Origin of the sequence: Falsiroseomonas frigidaquae (assembly GCF_012163145.1) — a bacterium.
Taxonomy (GTDB): Bacteria; Pseudomonadota; Alphaproteobacteria; order Acetobacterales; family Acetobacteraceae; genus Falsiroseomonas; species Falsiroseomonas frigidaquae.
Map to the genome: position 1 here is coordinate 170,402 of NZ_JAAVTX010000004.1, position 15,295 is coordinate 185,696.

The 15,295-nt window shown below is 70.3% G+C and carries 10 protein-coding genes; 9 read left to right on the forward strand and 1 reads right to left on the reverse strand.

The annotated features are described in order from the left end of the window. Nucleotides 1–16: 16 nt before the first annotated feature. Nucleotides 17–1,390 carry a methyl-accepting chemotaxis protein gene (locus tag HB662_RS13385; RefSeq protein ID WP_168050319.1) on the forward strand — a complete coding sequence of 458 codons (1,374 nt, stop codon included), beginning with the start codon at nucleotides 17–19 and terminating at the stop codon, nucleotides 1,388–1,390. Continuing rightward, entirely contained in the window at nucleotides 1,356–2,894 is a 1,539-nt protein-coding gene (locus HB662_RS13390; RefSeq protein WP_168050320.1) for a chemotaxis protein CheW, read from the forward strand. The genes HB662_RS13385 and HB662_RS13390 overlap by 35 nt, the downstream gene beginning before the upstream one ends. Before the next feature lie 49 nt (nucleotides 2,895–2,943). Here the strand turns inward: HB662_RS13390 and araD are convergent, their stop codons facing one another. Continuing rightward, nucleotides 2,944–4,692, reverse strand: coding sequence for an L-arabinonate dehydratase (gene araD / locus HB662_RS13395; protein ID WP_168050321.1), 1,749 nt, complete (start codon nucleotides 4,690–4,692; stop codon nucleotides 2,944–2,946). A gap of 167 nt (nucleotides 4,693–4,859) precedes the next feature. On the opposite strand from araD, the gene HB662_RS13400 reads away from it, so the two are divergent. The 7 genes from HB662_RS13400 (at nucleotide 4,860) to HB662_RS13430 (ending at nucleotide 15,282) form a co-directional block, all read left to right on the forward strand. Beyond that, nucleotides 4,860–6,137, forward strand: a complete 1,278-nt coding sequence (locus HB662_RS13400; protein ID WP_245185638.1) for a glycosyltransferase family 4 protein — start codon at nucleotides 4,860–4,862, stop codon at nucleotides 6,135–6,137. A gap of 187 nt (nucleotides 6,138–6,324) precedes the next feature. Then, nucleotides 6,325–6,927 carry a dTDP-4-dehydrorhamnose 3,5-epimerase gene (rfbC, locus tag HB662_RS13405; protein WP_168050322.1) on the forward strand — a complete coding sequence of 201 codons (603 nt, stop codon included), beginning with the start codon at nucleotides 6,325–6,327 and terminating at the stop codon, nucleotides 6,925–6,927. Beyond that, nucleotides 6,927–7,853: a dTDP-4-dehydrorhamnose reductase gene (rfbD, locus tag HB662_RS13410; RefSeq protein WP_168050323.1), complete on the forward strand. Its 927-nt coding sequence runs from the start codon at nucleotides 6,927–6,929 to the stop codon at nucleotides 7,851–7,853. Before rfbC ends, rfbD begins: the two co-directional genes overlap by 1 nt. After that, the gene (rfbA, locus tag HB662_RS13415; RefSeq protein ID WP_168050324.1) at nucleotides 7,850–8,731 is read left to right on the forward strand and encodes a glucose-1-phosphate thymidylyltransferase RfbA; all 882 of its coding nucleotides are present in this window, start codon (nucleotides 7,850–7,852) and stop codon (nucleotides 8,729–8,731) included. Before rfbD ends, rfbA begins: the two co-directional genes overlap by 4 nt. Beyond that, nucleotides 8,731–12,192 (forward strand): glycoside hydrolase family 99-like domain-containing protein, encoded by a 3,462-nt coding sequence (locus HB662_RS13420; protein WP_245185666.1) that lies wholly within the window; start codon nucleotides 8,731–8,733, stop codon nucleotides 12,190–12,192. Before rfbA ends, HB662_RS13420 begins: the two co-directional genes overlap by 1 nt. Before the next feature lie 371 nt (nucleotides 12,193–12,563). Continuing rightward, on the forward strand, nucleotides 12,564–13,103 hold the full coding sequence (locus tag HB662_RS13425) for a calcium-binding protein (protein WP_168050326.1): 540 nt from the start codon (nucleotides 12,564–12,566) through the stop codon (nucleotides 13,101–13,103). Between the two features lie 58 nt (nucleotides 13,104–13,161). Further along, nucleotides 13,162–15,282, forward strand: a complete 2,121-nt coding sequence (locus HB662_RS13430) for a glycosyltransferase family 2 protein (RefSeq protein ID WP_168050327.1) — start codon at nucleotides 13,162–13,164, stop codon at nucleotides 15,280–15,282. Nucleotides 15,283–15,295: the final 13 nt, after the last annotated feature.

A 15,295-nucleotide genomic window follows, 5' to 3' on the forward strand; every position in this document is an offset into this window, starting at 1 on the left:
GGCAGGAGCAGCCGGGATGTCGTCGAAGTCTGAGCAGCGCGCATTCCAGACGGATGAGCGCACGCTGAAGGCCATGTTCACCGCCATAGACCGGGCGCAGGCGGTGATCGAGTTCGACCTCCAGGGCCAGGTGCTGAGCGTCAACGACAACTTCCTGTCGCTGATGGGCTATGCGTCGGAGGATGTGATCGGCCGCCACCACAGCATGTTCTGCGACCCGGCCTATGCCAAGTCGTCCGAATATTTCGCGCTCTGGGCCAAGCTGCGCGGCGGCGCCTTCGACCAGGCCGAATACCTGCGCTTCGGCAAGGATGGCCGGCGCGTCTGGATCCAGGCGAGCTACAACCCGATCCTCGACGATGCCGGCAAGCCATGCCGGGTGGTGAAATTCGCCACCGACGTCACCGCGGCGAAGCTGGCCAGCGCCGAGATCCAGGGCAAGGTCAACGCCATCGATCGCGCCCAGGGCATCATCGAATTCGACCTGCATGGCCATGTGCTGACGGCGAACCGCAACTTCCTGGCGGTGGTCGGCTACACGCTGGACCAGGTGGTGGGCCAGCACCACAGCATGTTCTGCCCGCCCGACCATGTACGCTCCGCCGAATATCGCGACTTCTGGCTGAAGCTGTCGCAGGGCGACTACCATACCGGGCGCTACCTGCGGCTTGGCCGGCATGGGCTCGAGGTCTGGATCCAGGCCACCTACAACCCGATCTTCGATGCCGACGGCAAGGTCAGCAAGGTGGTGAAATTCGCCACCGACATCAGCGAGCAGGTGGCGATGGAGCAGCGCATCCAGGCCAAGACCGCCGCCATGTCGGCCGCCATCGCCGACCTGAACGCCTCGATCAACGCCATCGCCGCCAGCACGCGCGAAGCGACGGAGCTGGCGCGGCTGACGCAGGAGGAAGCGGATAACGGCGCGCGGGAGCTGAACCGCTCCGTCGAGGCGATCGCGCAGATCCAGCAGGCCTCCGAGAATATCAGCGAGATCGTGCAGGTGATCGACGGCATCGCCAGCCAGACCAACCTGCTCGCCTTCAACGCGGCGATCGAGGCGGCACGCGCCGGCGAGCATGGCCTCGGCTTCTCCGTGGTCGCCGACGAGGTGCGCAAGCTGGCGGAGAAATCCTCCCAGGCCACGCGCGAGATCAACCGCCTGATCGGCGAGGCGGAGAAGCGCGTCGCTTCCGGCAACGAGGTCTCCCGCCTCGCGGGCGACGCCTTCAAGCGGATTCTGGCCGGCGTCGGCAAGACCACCAGTTCGATCCAGAAGATCGACAGCGCCACCGCCGGCCAGCTCGCTTCCGCCCGCGCGGTGCAGGAGCTGATCCTGGCGCTGGTGCGCGCCAATGACAGCTCTACCGCCGCCAGCCACGCCGCCTGACCGGATGGACCACGCGCTGGTCTTCGGGGTGCTGCGCGTCGCGGGACGCGAGGTGGCGGTGCCGGCCGAGCTGTTGCAGGAAGTGGTGGAATGGCCCGCCACGCTGGTGCCGCCGCTGCGCGCCGTCGCCTTGAGTCTCGGCACCTTCAACCTGCGCGGCCTGGCGATCCCGGTGCTGGATCTGCGCCGGCTGCTGGATGCGGAGCCCGCGGACGGCGCGGGCCGGATCGCGGTGCTGCGGACGGAGGGCGGCTGGCTCGGCCTGGCGGTGGACGGCATCGCGGAGGTGCTGCGCGTAGCGGCATCGGATATCGACCACCTGGCCGTCAGCGGCGCCGCTTCCGACCCGCCGCTGGTGACCCGCCTGATCACGCAGCGCGAGGGCGGGCGCATCCTGCCGGTGCTGGATGTCGAGTCGCTGCTGCGCCGCCCGGGCGTGACGCGGCTGGCGCCACACCCCTCGCGGCTGGAACGGGCCGGCAAGGCCAACCGCTTCCACCAGCAATACCTGTTCTTCGACTGCGACGATCTGCGCTTCTGCTTGGAGACCCGCGCGGTGCGGGAGGTGATCGAGCATCCGAAGATCGACCGCACCTATCGCCTGGGCGAGATCTACCACGGCATGATCACCCTGCGCGGAGAGGCGGTGCCGGTGGTGGACCTGTTCCACCTGCTCGCCTTGCCGGGGCAGGAGACGCCGAAGACCAGGCTGCTTGTGCTGGAACTGCACGGCCAGGTGGTGGCGCTGATGGTGTCCGCGGTGGTCGGCATGCGGCGCCTGGCGGCCGAGAACATGATGCCCCTGCCCGGCTTCGGATTGCGCCGGCCCGATCTGTTCAGCGGCGTCGTCACCGGCGACCTCGGCGACAAGGACACGCTGATGCTGCGCGAGGACGCGCTGCTGCTGAGCCATGACGGGCTGATGCGCGACAGGAACGTGGGCGCGCTGCACCGCCTGCATGACGGGCTCGTGGCCGATGCGACCAGCACGCCCGGCGCCCGGCGGCGGGACCGATCGGGCGGCCAGCGCACCGCCCTGCTGCAGTTCAGCGCCGGCACGCCGCATCTGGTGCCGCTGGCGCAGGTGCAGGAAATCCTGGCGATGCCGCCGCACTACCTCAAGGTCGGCTCCACCGATGGCTGCGTGCTCGGGCTGATGAAGCGGCGCGGCACGATGGTGCCGCTGGCGGATTTCCGCCGCCTCGCGGGCCAGCCGGACCGTCCGGCGGATGACGCGACGCGGGTGCTGCTAGCACGCGGCGCGCAATCCACCTTCGGCTTCATCGTCGATGCGGCGGAGGCGGTGGAGCACGCCTTCGTCACCAGCAGGGCGGATGACGGCGCGGCGACGCGTCTTGCCGATGGCGACCCCGGGGAGACGGCGGTTGCCGCCGCCACCGGCCTGCTCTGGGTGCAGGATGCCGGGGGCGCGCGGGCGCTGTCCGTCGTGGATCTGTCCCGCCTGGCCTGCGCGCTGGAAGCGCGCTTCGCCCCAGCGGCTTAGTCCAGCGGCTCGGAGCCTGACCCATGAGGTCGCCGCACTGGTCAGGCTCTCAGTAGATGTCCGGCTCCGGCGTCGGCGCGCCGGCCTCTAGGAAGCGCAGGTCGCAGCCCTCATCCGCCTGGGTCACCTGGTCCAGATACATCGAGGTCCAGCCGCGCGCGTAGCGGCGGGTGGGCGCCACCCATGCGGCCTGGCGGCGCGCCATCTCGGCCTCATCCACCAGCAGGTCCAGCTTGCGGTTCGGCACGTCGAGGCGGATCAGGTCGCCGTCCTGCACCAGGGCCAGCGGGCCGCCGACATGGCTTTCCGGCGCCACATGCAGCACGCAGGTGCCGTAGCTGGTACCGGACATGCGGGCATCCGACAGCCGCACCATATCCCGCACGCCCTGCTTCAGCAGTTTTTGGGGGATCGGCATCATGCCCCATTCCGGCATGCCGGGCCCGCCCTGGGGCCCGCCGGACTTCATCACCAACACGCTGTCGGCCGTCACGTCGAGGTCGGGGTCGTCGAGGCGCTTCTTCAGGTCCGCATAGTTCTCGAACACCACCGCCGGGCCGGTATGGTTCAGCAGCCGCGGATCGGCCGCGCTGGTCTTGATGACGGCGCCGCGCGGCGCCAGCGAGCCCTTCAGCACCGCCAGCCCGCCTTCCGCCTGCAAGGGGCGATCCAGTGGCCGGATGATCTCCTCGTTGAACACATCCGCATCGGCGATGTCCTCGCCCAGCGTGGCGCCGGAGACCGTCTTCGCCGACAGGTCGAGATGCGGCGAGAGGCGGTTGAGGAATGCGCGGCTGCCGCCGGCGAAGAAGAAATCCGCCATCAGGTAGGTGTCGCCATTGGGGCGGAGGTTGGCGATCAGCGGCACCCGGCGGCTGATCGCGTCGAAGCGCTCGAGGTCCAGCTCCAGCCCGGCGCGGCGCGCCATGGCGATGATGTGGATGATGGCGTTGGTGGACCCACCGAAGGCCATGGTGGCGGCCACCGCATTGTCGATGCTGCCCTGGCTGAGCAGTTTTCCCGGAATTTCGTCATCCCAGACCATGTCGACGATCCGCTTGCCGGATTCCGTCGCCATGCGGGGATGCGCGCTGTCTGCGGCGGGAATGGAGGAAGCGCCCGGCAGGGTCAGGCCCATGGCCTCCACCGCCAGCATCATGGTGGCCGCCGTGCCTGCCGTCATGCAGGTGCCGAAGGACCGGGCCATGCCGCCCTCCATGTCCTTCCACTGCGCCTGGGTGATGTTCCCGGCCCGCAATTCGGCATGGTATTTCCAGGCATCGGAACCGGAGCCGAGCGTCTTGCCGCGCCAGCCGCCATTGTTCATCGGCCCGGCGGGCACGAAGAGGAAGGGCAGCCCGGCCGACAGCGCGCCCATCACCAGGCCGGGCGGCGTCTTGTCGCAGCCACCCAGCAGCACCAGCCCGTCGCAGGGCTGGCTGCGCGCCAGTTCTTCCGTCTCCATCGCCAGCATGTTGCGGTACAGCATGCTGGTCGGCTTCATGTACTGCTCGGTGACCGGATGCGCCGGCAGTTCCACCGGGAAGCCGCCAGCCTGCCAGACACCGCGCTTCACCTCCTCCGCCCGGGTGCGGAAGTGGAAATGGCAGGGGCTGAGCTCGGACCAGGTGTTGACGATGCCGATCACCGGCTTGCCGCGGAAATCGGATTCGGAGAAGCCCATCTGCAGCATGCGGGACCGGTGCCCGAAGGCGCGCAGGTCATCCACGCCGAACCAGCGGTGGCTCCGCAGATCCTCCGGCCGCTTGCGCGCCCCACCCTTTTCATCAGCGGCCATGGCCGTTTCTTCCCCTGCGATCGCGATGGACGCCAATTTGCCACCCGCGCCGGGGCCCGAACAGCCCGCCGGCCGGCCGACGGGGTCCGCAGGGCCCGGCCTGACTTGACCGCGCCGGCCCCACCTCACAGTTTCGCGCCTTCGATCGCGCGCCCCCCGGAGAAGTAATGGCCCTGCTGCTGCCGCGCCGCCCGTTGAAGGCGATGTTCATCCACCAGAATTTTCCTGGACAATATGCCCATCTCGCCCCTGCGCTGGCCCAGCGGCAGGGCGTGCAAGTCTGGGCGGTGGGCGAGAAGCCGGGCTTCAGCGCCCCCGGCGTGCAATACATCTCCTATGGAGCGCCGAAGGGCGCCGGCGAGAACACGCACCGCTACCTGCGCTCGCTGGAAGCCTCCACCCGGCGTGGCCAGCACATGGCGAACAAGCTCGTGCAGATGCGCGACCAGGGGCTGAAGCCGGACATCATCGTCTGCCACCCCGGCTGGGGCGAGGGGATGTTCCTGAAGGACGTCTTTCCCAAGGCGCGCACGCTGTTCTACTGGGAATTCTACTACAATTCGGTCGGCCAGGATCTGGGCTTCGACCCGGCGCAGCCGGTTGGCCTGGATGATGCAGCACGCGTCCGGGTGCTGAACGCGACGCAGCTCATCTCCCTGCAAGCCGCCGATTGGGGCGTCAGCCCGACCCGCTGGCAATGGAGCCGCTACCCCGCCTGGGCGCGGCGCCGCATCTCCTGCCTGCATGAGGGGGTGGACACGGAACGCTGCGCCCCTGCCGCGGACGCGGTGTTCCGCACGCCGGGTGGCCGGGAATTCCGCCGCGGCGACGAGGTGATCTCCTACGTCGCGCGCAACCTGGAACCCTATCGCGGCTTCCCGAGCTTCATGCGCGCCCTGCCCCGCCTGCAGCGGGAGCGGCCGGGGCTGCACACCGTCATCGTCGGCGGCAACGATATCTCCTACGGCAAGAAGCCGGAGGGGGCGGAGAACTGGAAGGCCAAGATGCTGGCGGAGCTGGGAGGGGAGCTCGACCTGTCCCGCATCCACTTCACCGGGCGCGTGGCGCATGACGCGCTGCACGACCTGTTCCGCGTGACGCGGGCGCATGTCTATCTGAGCTACCCCTTCGTGCTGTCCTGGTCGATGCTGGAGGCGATGGCCTGCGGCGCCCTGGTGGTCGGCTCCGAAACCCCGCCGGTGATGGAAGTGGTGCAGCATGGCCGCAACGGCCTGCTGGTGCCCTTCTTCGAGCCGGAGAAGCTGGCGCAGACGGTGCTGAAGGTCCTGGCCAACCCGGATCGCCATGCCGGCCTGGCCGCACAGGGTCGCGCCGACATCATCGCCCGCTACGACCTGCGGACCCATTGCCTGCCGCGCCAGCTCGACATGGTGGAAAGGCTGGCCGCGGGCGGAGAGCCGGATCCGGAGCCAGAGACCGCCTGAGGAAGTTGCGCCGCACCGCACGCGCGACCTTCCCGGGCGGGCGCGCTTGTATTAAGAGTCGATCGTCTCCCGATGCGCGAATTGCCGATGCGGATGTTTCACGTTTCTCATTTTTTGAACATTTTGCGCTGGCTCTGAACCCGGGCGACAACCCCTGATATGCCTAGCCGCGAGGAGCTGGAGTGGAATGCCGGACGGGACCGGACCGCAGGCTGCCGAAATCCGCCGGTCAGGCAATGTCGAGGCGCGCAGCCTGGGCATCGAGGGACCGCTGCTGGTTTCCGTCCGCCGCTTCGCCGATGCGCGCGGCGCCTTCGTCGAGACCTACTCCCGCCGCGATTTCGCCGCGGTCGGGATCCCGGATGAATTCGTGCAGGACAACCAATCCATGTCGGTCGCCATCGGCACGGTGCGCGGCCTGCACTTCCAGCTGCGCCCGCATGCGCAGGGCAAACTGGTCCGCGTGCTGCGCGGGCGGGTGCTGGATGTGGCGGTGGATCTGCGCGCGGCCTCGCCCAGCTTCGGCCGGCATGTGGCGGTGGAGCTTTCCGCGCTGAACGGCCAGATGCTGTGGGTGCCGCCCGGCTTCGCGCATGGCTTCGCGACGCGGGAGACGGAGACGGAAGTGGCCTACAAGGTCACCGCCCTGTATGCGCCGGATTGCGACCGGGCGCTGGCCTGGGACGACGCGGCGCTCGGCATCGACTGGGGCCTGGCGGCGGCGGATGCCACGCTGTCCGACAAGGATCGCCGCGCGCCGCTGCTCGCCGATCTGGGGCCCGCCTTCTGATGCGCGTGCTGGTCGCGGGCCGCGAGGGCCAGGTGGCGCGCGCCCTGGTGGCACGCCTGGCGGACCATCAGGTGGTGGCGCTGGAGCCGCCGGAGTTGGACCTCACCGACGATGCCTCCGTCGCCGCCGCCATGGCGCGGGCGCGGCCCGACCTGGTGGTGAACGCCGCCGCCTATACCGCCGTGGACAAGGCCGAGGACCAGGAGGCGCTGGCCTTCGCGGTGAATTGCGACGGCGCCGCCCGGCTGGCCGCCGCCGCCGCCGATGCCGGCGCCCCCTTCGTGCATTTCTCCACCGACTACGTCTTTGACGGGCTGAAGGGCGCGCCCTACCTCGAAAGCGACGCACCCTCCCCGCTCGGCGTCTATGGCCGCAGCAAGGAAGCCGGCGAACGCGCGGTGCTGGCGGCCAATCCGCGCAGCGTGGTGCTGCGCACCGCCTGGGTGTGCAGTCCGGACGGCGCCAATTTCGTCAAGACCATGCTGCGCCTGGCGGCGGAGCGCGAGGAACTGCGCGTGGTCGCCGACCAGCATGGCGCACCGACCTTCGCCGCCGACCTGGCCGATGCGGTGGCCGTGATGGCGCCACGCCTGCTGGCGGCCGCGGCGGAGGATGCGGCCTTCGGCCTGTTCCACCTGACCGGCAGCCCGCACACCACCTGGCACGGCTTCACCGCCGAGATCCTGGCGCAGGCGGCAACGCGCGGACACCGGCAGCCACGGCTCCAGGCCATCACCACCTCCGAATTCCCGACGCGCGCGGTGCGCCCGGTGGATGGAAGGCTGGATTGCAGCAGGATCGGGCAGGTGCACGGCATCACGCCCGCGGATTGGCGCCAGTCCCTGGCGCGGTGCCTTGATACGCTTGTGGCCAATACGCCGACCCGAGATACGCCGACCGGGCCGGCAAAGGAGAATTCGGTATGAAGGGCATCGTCCTTGCTGGCGGATCGGGCACCCGCCTGCATCCGGCGACACTCGCCGTCTCGAAGCAGCTGCTGCCGGTCTTCGACAAGCCGATGGTCTACTACCCGCTCTCGGTCCTGATGCTGGCCGGCATCCGGGAGATCATGATCATCTCCACCCCGCACGACCTGCCGCTGTTCAAGCGCCTGCTCGGCGACGGCACGCGCTGGGGCCTGAAGCTGGCTTATGCCGAGCAGGACAAGCCGCGCGGCATCGCCCACGCCTTCGTCCTGGCCGAGGAATTCCTCGCCGGCGAACCCAGCGCCCTGGTGCTCGGCGACAACCTGTTCCACGGCCACGACCTGGAAGCACGGCTGACCCAGGCGAAGGAGAATGCGGCGCAGCAGGGTGCCACCGTCTTCGCCTACCGCGTCGCCGACCCGCACCGCTACGGCGTGGTGGAGTTCGACGGCGAGAGCCGCGCGCTGACCATCGAGGAAAAGCCCACCTTGCCGCGCTCGGACTGGGCCGTGACGGGGCTGTATTTCTACGATGGCCGCGCCGCCGCCATCGCCAAGGCGCTCGCCCCCTCGCCGCGCGGGGAGCTGGAGATCACGGATCTCAACCGCGTCTACCTGGACGAGGGCACGCTGCGCGTGGTCCGGCTTGGCCGCGGCTATGCCTGGCTCGACACCGGCACGCATGACAGCCTGCTGGAAGCCGGCGAATTCGTCCGCGCGATCGAGAAGCGCACCGGGCAGAAGGTGGCGGCGCCCGAGGAAGTGGCCTGGCGCATGGGCTTCATTGATGGCGACGCGCTGCGCGCTTTGGCTGCGCCGCTGCGCAACAGCGGCTACGGCGCCTATCTCGAAACGCTGCTGGCGCGCGACGACGCGTGATGGAACAGGGAGGGCAGGACCGGGCGCCGGAGGATCGGCAGGCGATCGCCGAGGGCGGCGTCTTCGATGCCGCCTGGTACCTCGCCCACAACGCCGATGTGGCGCATGGCGGCGAAGACCCGCTCGGCCACTTCCTCGAACGCGGCTGGGCCCAGGGCCGCGCGCCCTGCTTCTACCTCGACCCGATCTGGTACCTCGCCAACCATGCGGATGTGCGGGAGGCCGGCATCGACCCGGTGCTGCACTTCATCCGCCACGGCGATGCCGAAGGCCGCGCGCCCGGCCCGCATTTCGACACCGCCTGGTATCGCGCACGGCACGGCCTGGCGCCGGAGGATGGCGCGCTGGCGCATTTCCTGCGGCACCGGGACTACGGCGCCAGCCCGATTCCCGAATTCGATGCCGAATTCTACCTCTCGACCTATCGCGACGTGGCCCGCGCCGGCGCCGACCCCTTCCAGCACTACGTCACGCTCGGCTGGCAGGAGGATCGCGAGCCGGGGCCGGAATTCGACACGCGCTACTATGTGCAGCGCCACATGGGCGGCCGCATCACGGAGCCGCCGCTGCTGCACTGGCTGCGCCACCGGCTGGAGCCCGGCGTGCATCCGCGCATGCCGCAGGAAACGCCGACCATCCCGCGGGAAGTCCGCCGCAATACCCGCCCGGCGGAGGAGTTCGAGGAGGTTCAGCCGCTGCCCGACGGCGCCCGCCTGCGCGCCAGGGTGCTGGCCTACTACCTGCCGCAGTTCCATGCGATCGCGGAGAATGACGCCTGGTGGGGCCGCGGCTTCACCGAATGGACCAACCTGCCGCGCGCCCTGCCGCGCTTCGCCGGCCACTACCAGCCCCGCGTGCCGCGCGACCTCGGCCCCTATGCGCTGACCGACATGGAGGTGATGCGCCGGCAGATCGAGATGGCCAAGCGCGGCGGCGTGCATGGCTGGATCTTCTACTGGTACAGCTTCAACGGGCACCGCCTGCTGGAAAAGCCGGTGGACGCCTTCCTCGCCGATCGCAGCCTGGACATGCCCTTCGCCCTGATGTGGGCAAATGAGAACTGGACCCGCCGCTGGGACGGTGCCGAGCACGACATCCTGATGGGCCAGGACTACCGCGCCGAGGATGAGCCGGAGCTGGTGGCGACGCTGGCGCGCCATTTCGCAGACCCGCGCTACATCCGCGTGCAGGGCCGCCCGGTGCTGATGGTCTACCGCGCCGGCCTGATCCCGGAGCCGGAGGAAACCATCGCCGGCTGGCGCAAGCGGTTCCAGGATGCGCATGGCGAGGACCCGGTCTTCGTCATGACCCAGTCCTTCGACGACATCGACCCGACCGAATTCGGCTTCGATGGCGCCATCGAATTCCCGCCGCACAAGCTGGCGAAACGCTGCACGCCGATCAGCGCGCATCTCGACTACCTGGACCCCGATTTCACCGGCACCGTCTTCGCCTATGAGGACGTGGTCCGCGCCTCGCTCGACGAGAAGACGCCGGACTACCCGCTGATCAAATGCGCCGTGCCGGGCTGGGACAACGACCCGCGCAAGCAGGGCCAGAACACCGTCATCATCCACGGCGCCAAGCCCGCCACGTACCAGGCCTGGCTGGCGGAGCTGGTGGAGCGTGCCGTCCATGTGCCGTTCTTCGGCGAGCCGCTGGTCTGCGTGAATGCCTGGAACGAATGGTGCGAGGGCGCCTATCTCGAACCTGACCTGCATTACGGCGGCGCCTTCCTGAACGCCACCGCGCGCGCCGTGGTCGGTACGCCGGCCACGGAAGCGCCCGGCCTGCTGGTGGTGGCCGCCGATGCGGCGGAGACGGAGGCATCGCGCCGGCTGATCGACGCCGCAGCCGCGCTGCGCCGTGCCAGTGGCCTGCGCCTGGAGGTGCTGCTGCTGGCCGGCGGCGCGCTGGAGGAGGATTACCGCCGGCTCGGCCCGCTGACGGTGGCCATCGGCCTGGAACAGGCCGAGGCGGCACTGACCGCCGCCGCGACGGAAGGCCTGCGCCACGCGCTGATGACCAGCGCCGCCGCCGCCCGGCTGGCAGCGCTGGCCGAAGCCCGCGGCATCGCCACCACCATCCTGCTGCAGGAGATGCCGGGCGAATTGCGCGCGCTCGGCCTGCTGAGCGGGGTTCGCGGGGCACTGCGCCATGCCGCGGCGACGCTGCTGCCGGCGGAGTCCGTGCGGAACGCGCTGCTGCCGGAACTGCCGGGCCTGGCCAAGCTGCGCCAGCACCTGCTGGAGCCGGGCCTGCCCTTCCCGGCCAGCCTCGACCTCGCCGCCTGCCGCGCGGCGCGGGATGAGATGGGCCTGACGGCGACGGGCCGCCTGATGGTCGGCGCCGGGCCGGGCGACCTGCGCCATGGCATCGACCTGTTCCTGCAGCTGTTCCGCCGCCTGCGAGCGCAGATCCCCGGGCTCCAGGCGATCTGGGTCGGCGCGCTGGACCCGTCGCTGCGGATCTGGCTGGGGCCGGAACTGGCCGCGGCGCGGCAGGATGGGCTGCGGGTGGTGGAACACATGGCGGAACCCGGCACGCTGCTGGACGCGGCCGATCTGGTGGCGCTGACGGCGCGGGAGGCACCCTTGCCGTTGCTGGCGCAGCAGGCGCTGGTGGCGGGGCTGCCGCTGGTGGCCTTCGCGGGCGCCGGCGGGGCGGCGGATCTGGCGCGGGATTACGGCGGTACCGCGGTGCCGCTCGGCGATGTCGAGGCGATGGCCCTGGCGACGGCCAAGCTGCTCGGTGCGCCGCTGGCCGATGCAGCCCGCGCCACGCGGAGCGCCGCGGCGCGCGGCCGCTTCGATTTCGGCCGCTACGCCACGGCGCTGCGCAGCGCCCTGCTGCCGGAGCTGCCGGACCTGGCCGTGGTGGTGCCCGGGCAGGGCCGTGGCTTCATGCTCGCCAGCCGGCTCGACGCGGTCTTCCGGCAGGATCTGCCGGTGCGGGAGGTGGTGCTGCTGGACGAGGCCGCCGATCCGCGCGTGGCCGAGGGGGCGGCGCTGGCCGCCGCCCGCTGGCAACGGGATCTCCGCATCGTCGTCGCGCCCCTGCCGGCGACGACCATGGAGCAGCGCTGGAGCGCGATCGCCGCCGCCGCACTGTCGACAACGCAGGCCGAGTTCCTGTGGCTGTGCGATCCGGACCTGGCACCTGGCGGCAGCTTCCTGCGCCGCGCCGTGGCCGCGCTGCAGGCGGCACCGGAGGCGCCCTTCGCGGTAGCCTCGGGCCGCATGACGCCGGGCGCGGCGGTGTGGCGCCGCAGCGCGCTGCAGGCCGCGCGGCTGATGTACCAGGGCAGCCCGGTGGCGGCGCTGGCGGACCCGGCCGGCCTGACCCTGCAGGGGATCGCCTTCCAGGATCTCGCTCCTGCGCCGCATCATGCCGAAGCCGGACTCGCCCGCGGCAGTGCCCGTCGGCGGAAGCTGACGCCGACGCCGCAAGACGCCTCATAAGGCGCAAAGCATCCCATCGCCTGGCACCACCCGGCCTCGACGCACGCCTTGTGAGGCTCGTCCCATGCGCCGGATTTTGATGATCTCTGGTTGATTGTCGGCTGCAACGCCGTCAGCCCAATGCAAGTCCGGATCGGCCAGAGAGGCATTTTCAAGACAATTGAGACGATCTCTCAATTTGGTAATCTTGCGTCCAACCGTCCCAAAACCATATATTGCCAGTTGAATCAGTTGCTTACAGCACCTTTCTCGCCTGCTGCGGCGAATTGCTGCGTTGCCAAATCGGTTGACTCGCGATCGGTCTAGTTCGTAATACCGCGCAGAGATAAACGGGCGCCGTCTCCGGTTCCCTTCCCTCTGCGGAGGTTTCCATGTCTGGTTTCGCTTCTATCTCCGGCAGCGATGCCGATGACCTGCTGGTCGCGCCGGCTGGCAACATCGACCACTTGGTGCTGGGACGCGGCGGCGAGGACACCATTTCGGGCCTCGGCGGCGACGACACCCTGCGCGGTAATGGCGGCGACGACGTGATCTTCGGCGGCCTCGGCTCGGATGTGCTGCGCGGTGGCGCGGGCGACGACTCGCTTGAGGGCGGCGGCGGCAGTGACCTGCTCGAGGGCGGTTCCGGCAACGACACGATGGATGGCGGCGTCGGCGCCGACTCCTTCGAATTCGATGACGGCTTCGGCCACGACCTGATCCTCGGCTTCCAGGTCGGCACTGACACGCTGCAGATCGCCAGCAACATCAACGCCACCGGCGTGACGGATCCGAACGATCTGCTGGCGCTGGTCTCCGACGATGGCTCGGGCAATGCCGTGATCACGCTGGGCACCGATACCATCACGCTGGATGGCATTACGGTGGCCGACCTGACCGCCAATATCGGCACCATCGTCCAGATCGTCTGAAGGCCGGCCGCCCCTGCCGGGGCGGCCACAATCCAGCATGCAGGCGGAACGGCGCGAGATGGGGCCAGCCCAAGCTTCCGGCCAGCCGGTCCTTCCGCCTGCCTGGACTCGTCTCGGCACGGAAATCGCCGCGATCATCCTGCCCGCCGAATCGGCGGGCCAGCGGGACCAGATGCTCCGCCTCGGCGAGGGCCAGCCCTTCCCGCCGCTTTCCCAGATCCCACTCAACCCGGATGCCACGCTGCTGCTGCTGCGCGCGGCGTCGGACCAGCCATTGTCGCTGCGGGCGGCGGATGGGTCCTGGCTGCCGCTAGGCGCCCCCGGCCCACTCGCGCTGCTGAGCGCCACGCCACCCGGACCGCGATTCCTCGCACTCCTCGCCAGCAAGGCGGCCGGTCCCTTGCGGGCCGGGGCTGATGCGGCGCTGGCGCGGGACCTGGCGGCGCTGGCGCAGGACAGCGCCCAGCCGGCACCGGAAACGCTGCGCCCTGTGGTCGGCCTCGGCCTCGGGCGGCTGTTGTGGCGCCTCGACTCGGGCGGCTGGCTGGTGACGGCGCAGGGCCTGGCACGGGTGGCGGAGCCGGATGGCGGCCTCGCCCCCCTGCCCCCATCCGCCGGCGGCGCATTGCTGCTGCGGGCGGATGGGCCGCCGCTGCGCCTGCCCACCGGCTATGCGCCGCCGCCCAACCTGGTGGAACTGGCCCGGCAATCCGCCACCGCCCCGCGCGCCCTGCTGCGCCAGGCGCTGCTGGCCCTGCGGCGCCACACGGCGGAGCCCTGGTGCCGCGATTCGGTGCGCGACGCGCAGGTGCTGGCGATGGCGCCCACCCGCTCCGCCGCCGAGCCCTCCAACGCCGTCGCGGCCGCGATCGACCGCGCCATCTCGGACCATGAGGGCGGCGTCTTCCTTGTCGGCTGGTTGCACGACCCGCTGCGGTTGACCCGTGGCATGACACTGCGCGGCCCCTTCGGCGGTACGCCCCTGCCGGCGGAGTCGCTGTTCCGCGTCAGCCGGCCGGATGTGGTGAAGCGCTTCGAACAGGCCGCCTTCGGTGCGACGGATCCCCGGCCCGGCTTCGTCGCCCACCTACCCAATGCCGGTGCCGGTCCCGTCGCCCAATGGCGGCTGGAACTCGCCCTCGGCTCCGGCGAGGCGATCGAGCTGGTCGCCGGCCCCGCCCTGATCCCCGCCGCCCAGGCGCGGGAGGCTGTGCTGCGCGGCGTGAACCCGCTGGATGTCGGCCCGGCTCTGCTGGACCGCTGCCTGACCCCGGCGGCGGAGCGCCTGCACCGTGCCGCGGCGGCGGAACCGCTGGGGACGGAGGTGGTCCGCATCGGCCGGCCGGTGGCCCGGCCCAGCGTCAGCCTGGTGATCCCGCTGTATCGCAACCTGCGCTTCGTCCGGCACCAGATCGCTGCCTTCGCCCGCGACCCGATGCTGCGCGAGGCCGAGATCATCTATGTGCTGGACAGCCCCGAGCAGCGCGCCGAGGCCGACCACCTGCTGCGCGGCATCTGCGGCCTGACGGGCCTGCCGGTGACGCTGGTGCTGCATGGCCGCAACGCCGGCTACGCCACCGCCTGCAACAGCGGCGCGGCGGAGGCCAGCGCGCCGATGCTGCTGATGCTGAACTCGGACGTGGTGCCGGACCGGCCCGGCTGGCTGGCGCCGATGCTGGCGCGGCTGGAGGCCGACCGGCGCCTCGGCTGCGTCGGGCCGAAGCTGATGTTCGACGATGGCTCGCTGCAGCATGCCGGTCTGTACTTCGCCCGCGGCCCCGGCGACGACTGGTACAATTGCCACTACTTCAAAGGCTTCCCGCGCCACTACCCCGCCGCATCGCGGGCGCGGGAAGTGCCGGGCGTCACCGGCGCCGCCATGCTGATGCGCCGCAGCGCCTGGGATGAGGTGGGCGGCTTCTCGGCCGAGTACATCGTCGGCGACTACGAGGACAGCGATCTGTGCCTGCGTCTGCGGCAAGCCGGCTTCGCCATCCTGTACGAACCGGCGGCGGAGCTGTTCCACTTCGAGCGCCAATCGATCGCCCAGCATGGCGGCTATGCCGGCACCGTCGCCGCCGCCTACAACCGCCGCCTGCACCACCGCCGCTGGGCGCCCGCCATCGCCACGCTGATGGAGGATTTCCCGCGCATGGGTGAAACCCACGCGGCCGCCTGAAGATCGCGAACTC

Bases quoted from the DNA above. Each gene is read 5' to 3' on its own strand.
- rfbA (WP_168050324.1), top strand. From the start codon at position 7,850: ATGAAGGGCATCGTCCTTGCTGGCGGATCGGGCACCCGCCTGCATCCG.
- rfbD (WP_168050323.1), top strand. From the start codon at position 6,927: ATGCGCGTGCTGGTCGCGGGCCGCGAGGGCCAGGTGGCGCGCGCCCTG.
- araD (WP_168050321.1), bottom strand. From the start codon at position 4,692: ATGGCCGCTGATGAAAAGGGTGGGGCGCGCAAGCGGCCGGAGGATCTG.
- HB662_RS13420 (WP_245185666.1), top strand. From the start codon at position 8,731: ATGGAACAGGGAGGGCAGGACCGGGCGCCGGAGGATCGGCAGGCGATC.
- HB662_RS13385 (WP_168050319.1), top strand. From the start codon at position 17: ATGTCGTCGAAGTCTGAGCAGCGCGCATTCCAGACGGATGAGCGCACG.
- HB662_RS13390 (WP_168050320.1), top strand. From the start codon at position 1,356: ATGACAGCTCTACCGCCGCCAGCCACGCCGCCTGACCGGATGGACCAC.
- rfbC (WP_168050322.1), top strand. From the start codon at position 6,325: ATGCCGGACGGGACCGGACCGCAGGCTGCCGAAATCCGCCGGTCAGGC.
- HB662_RS13430 (WP_168050327.1), top strand. From the start codon at position 13,162: ATGGGGCCAGCCCAAGCTTCCGGCCAGCCGGTCCTTCCGCCTGCCTGG.
- HB662_RS13425 (WP_168050326.1), top strand. From the start codon at position 12,564: ATGTCTGGTTTCGCTTCTATCTCCGGCAGCGATGCCGATGACCTGCTG.
- HB662_RS13400 (WP_245185638.1), top strand. From the start codon at position 4,860: ATGGCCCTGCTGCTGCCGCGCCGCCCGTTGAAGGCGATGTTCATCCAC.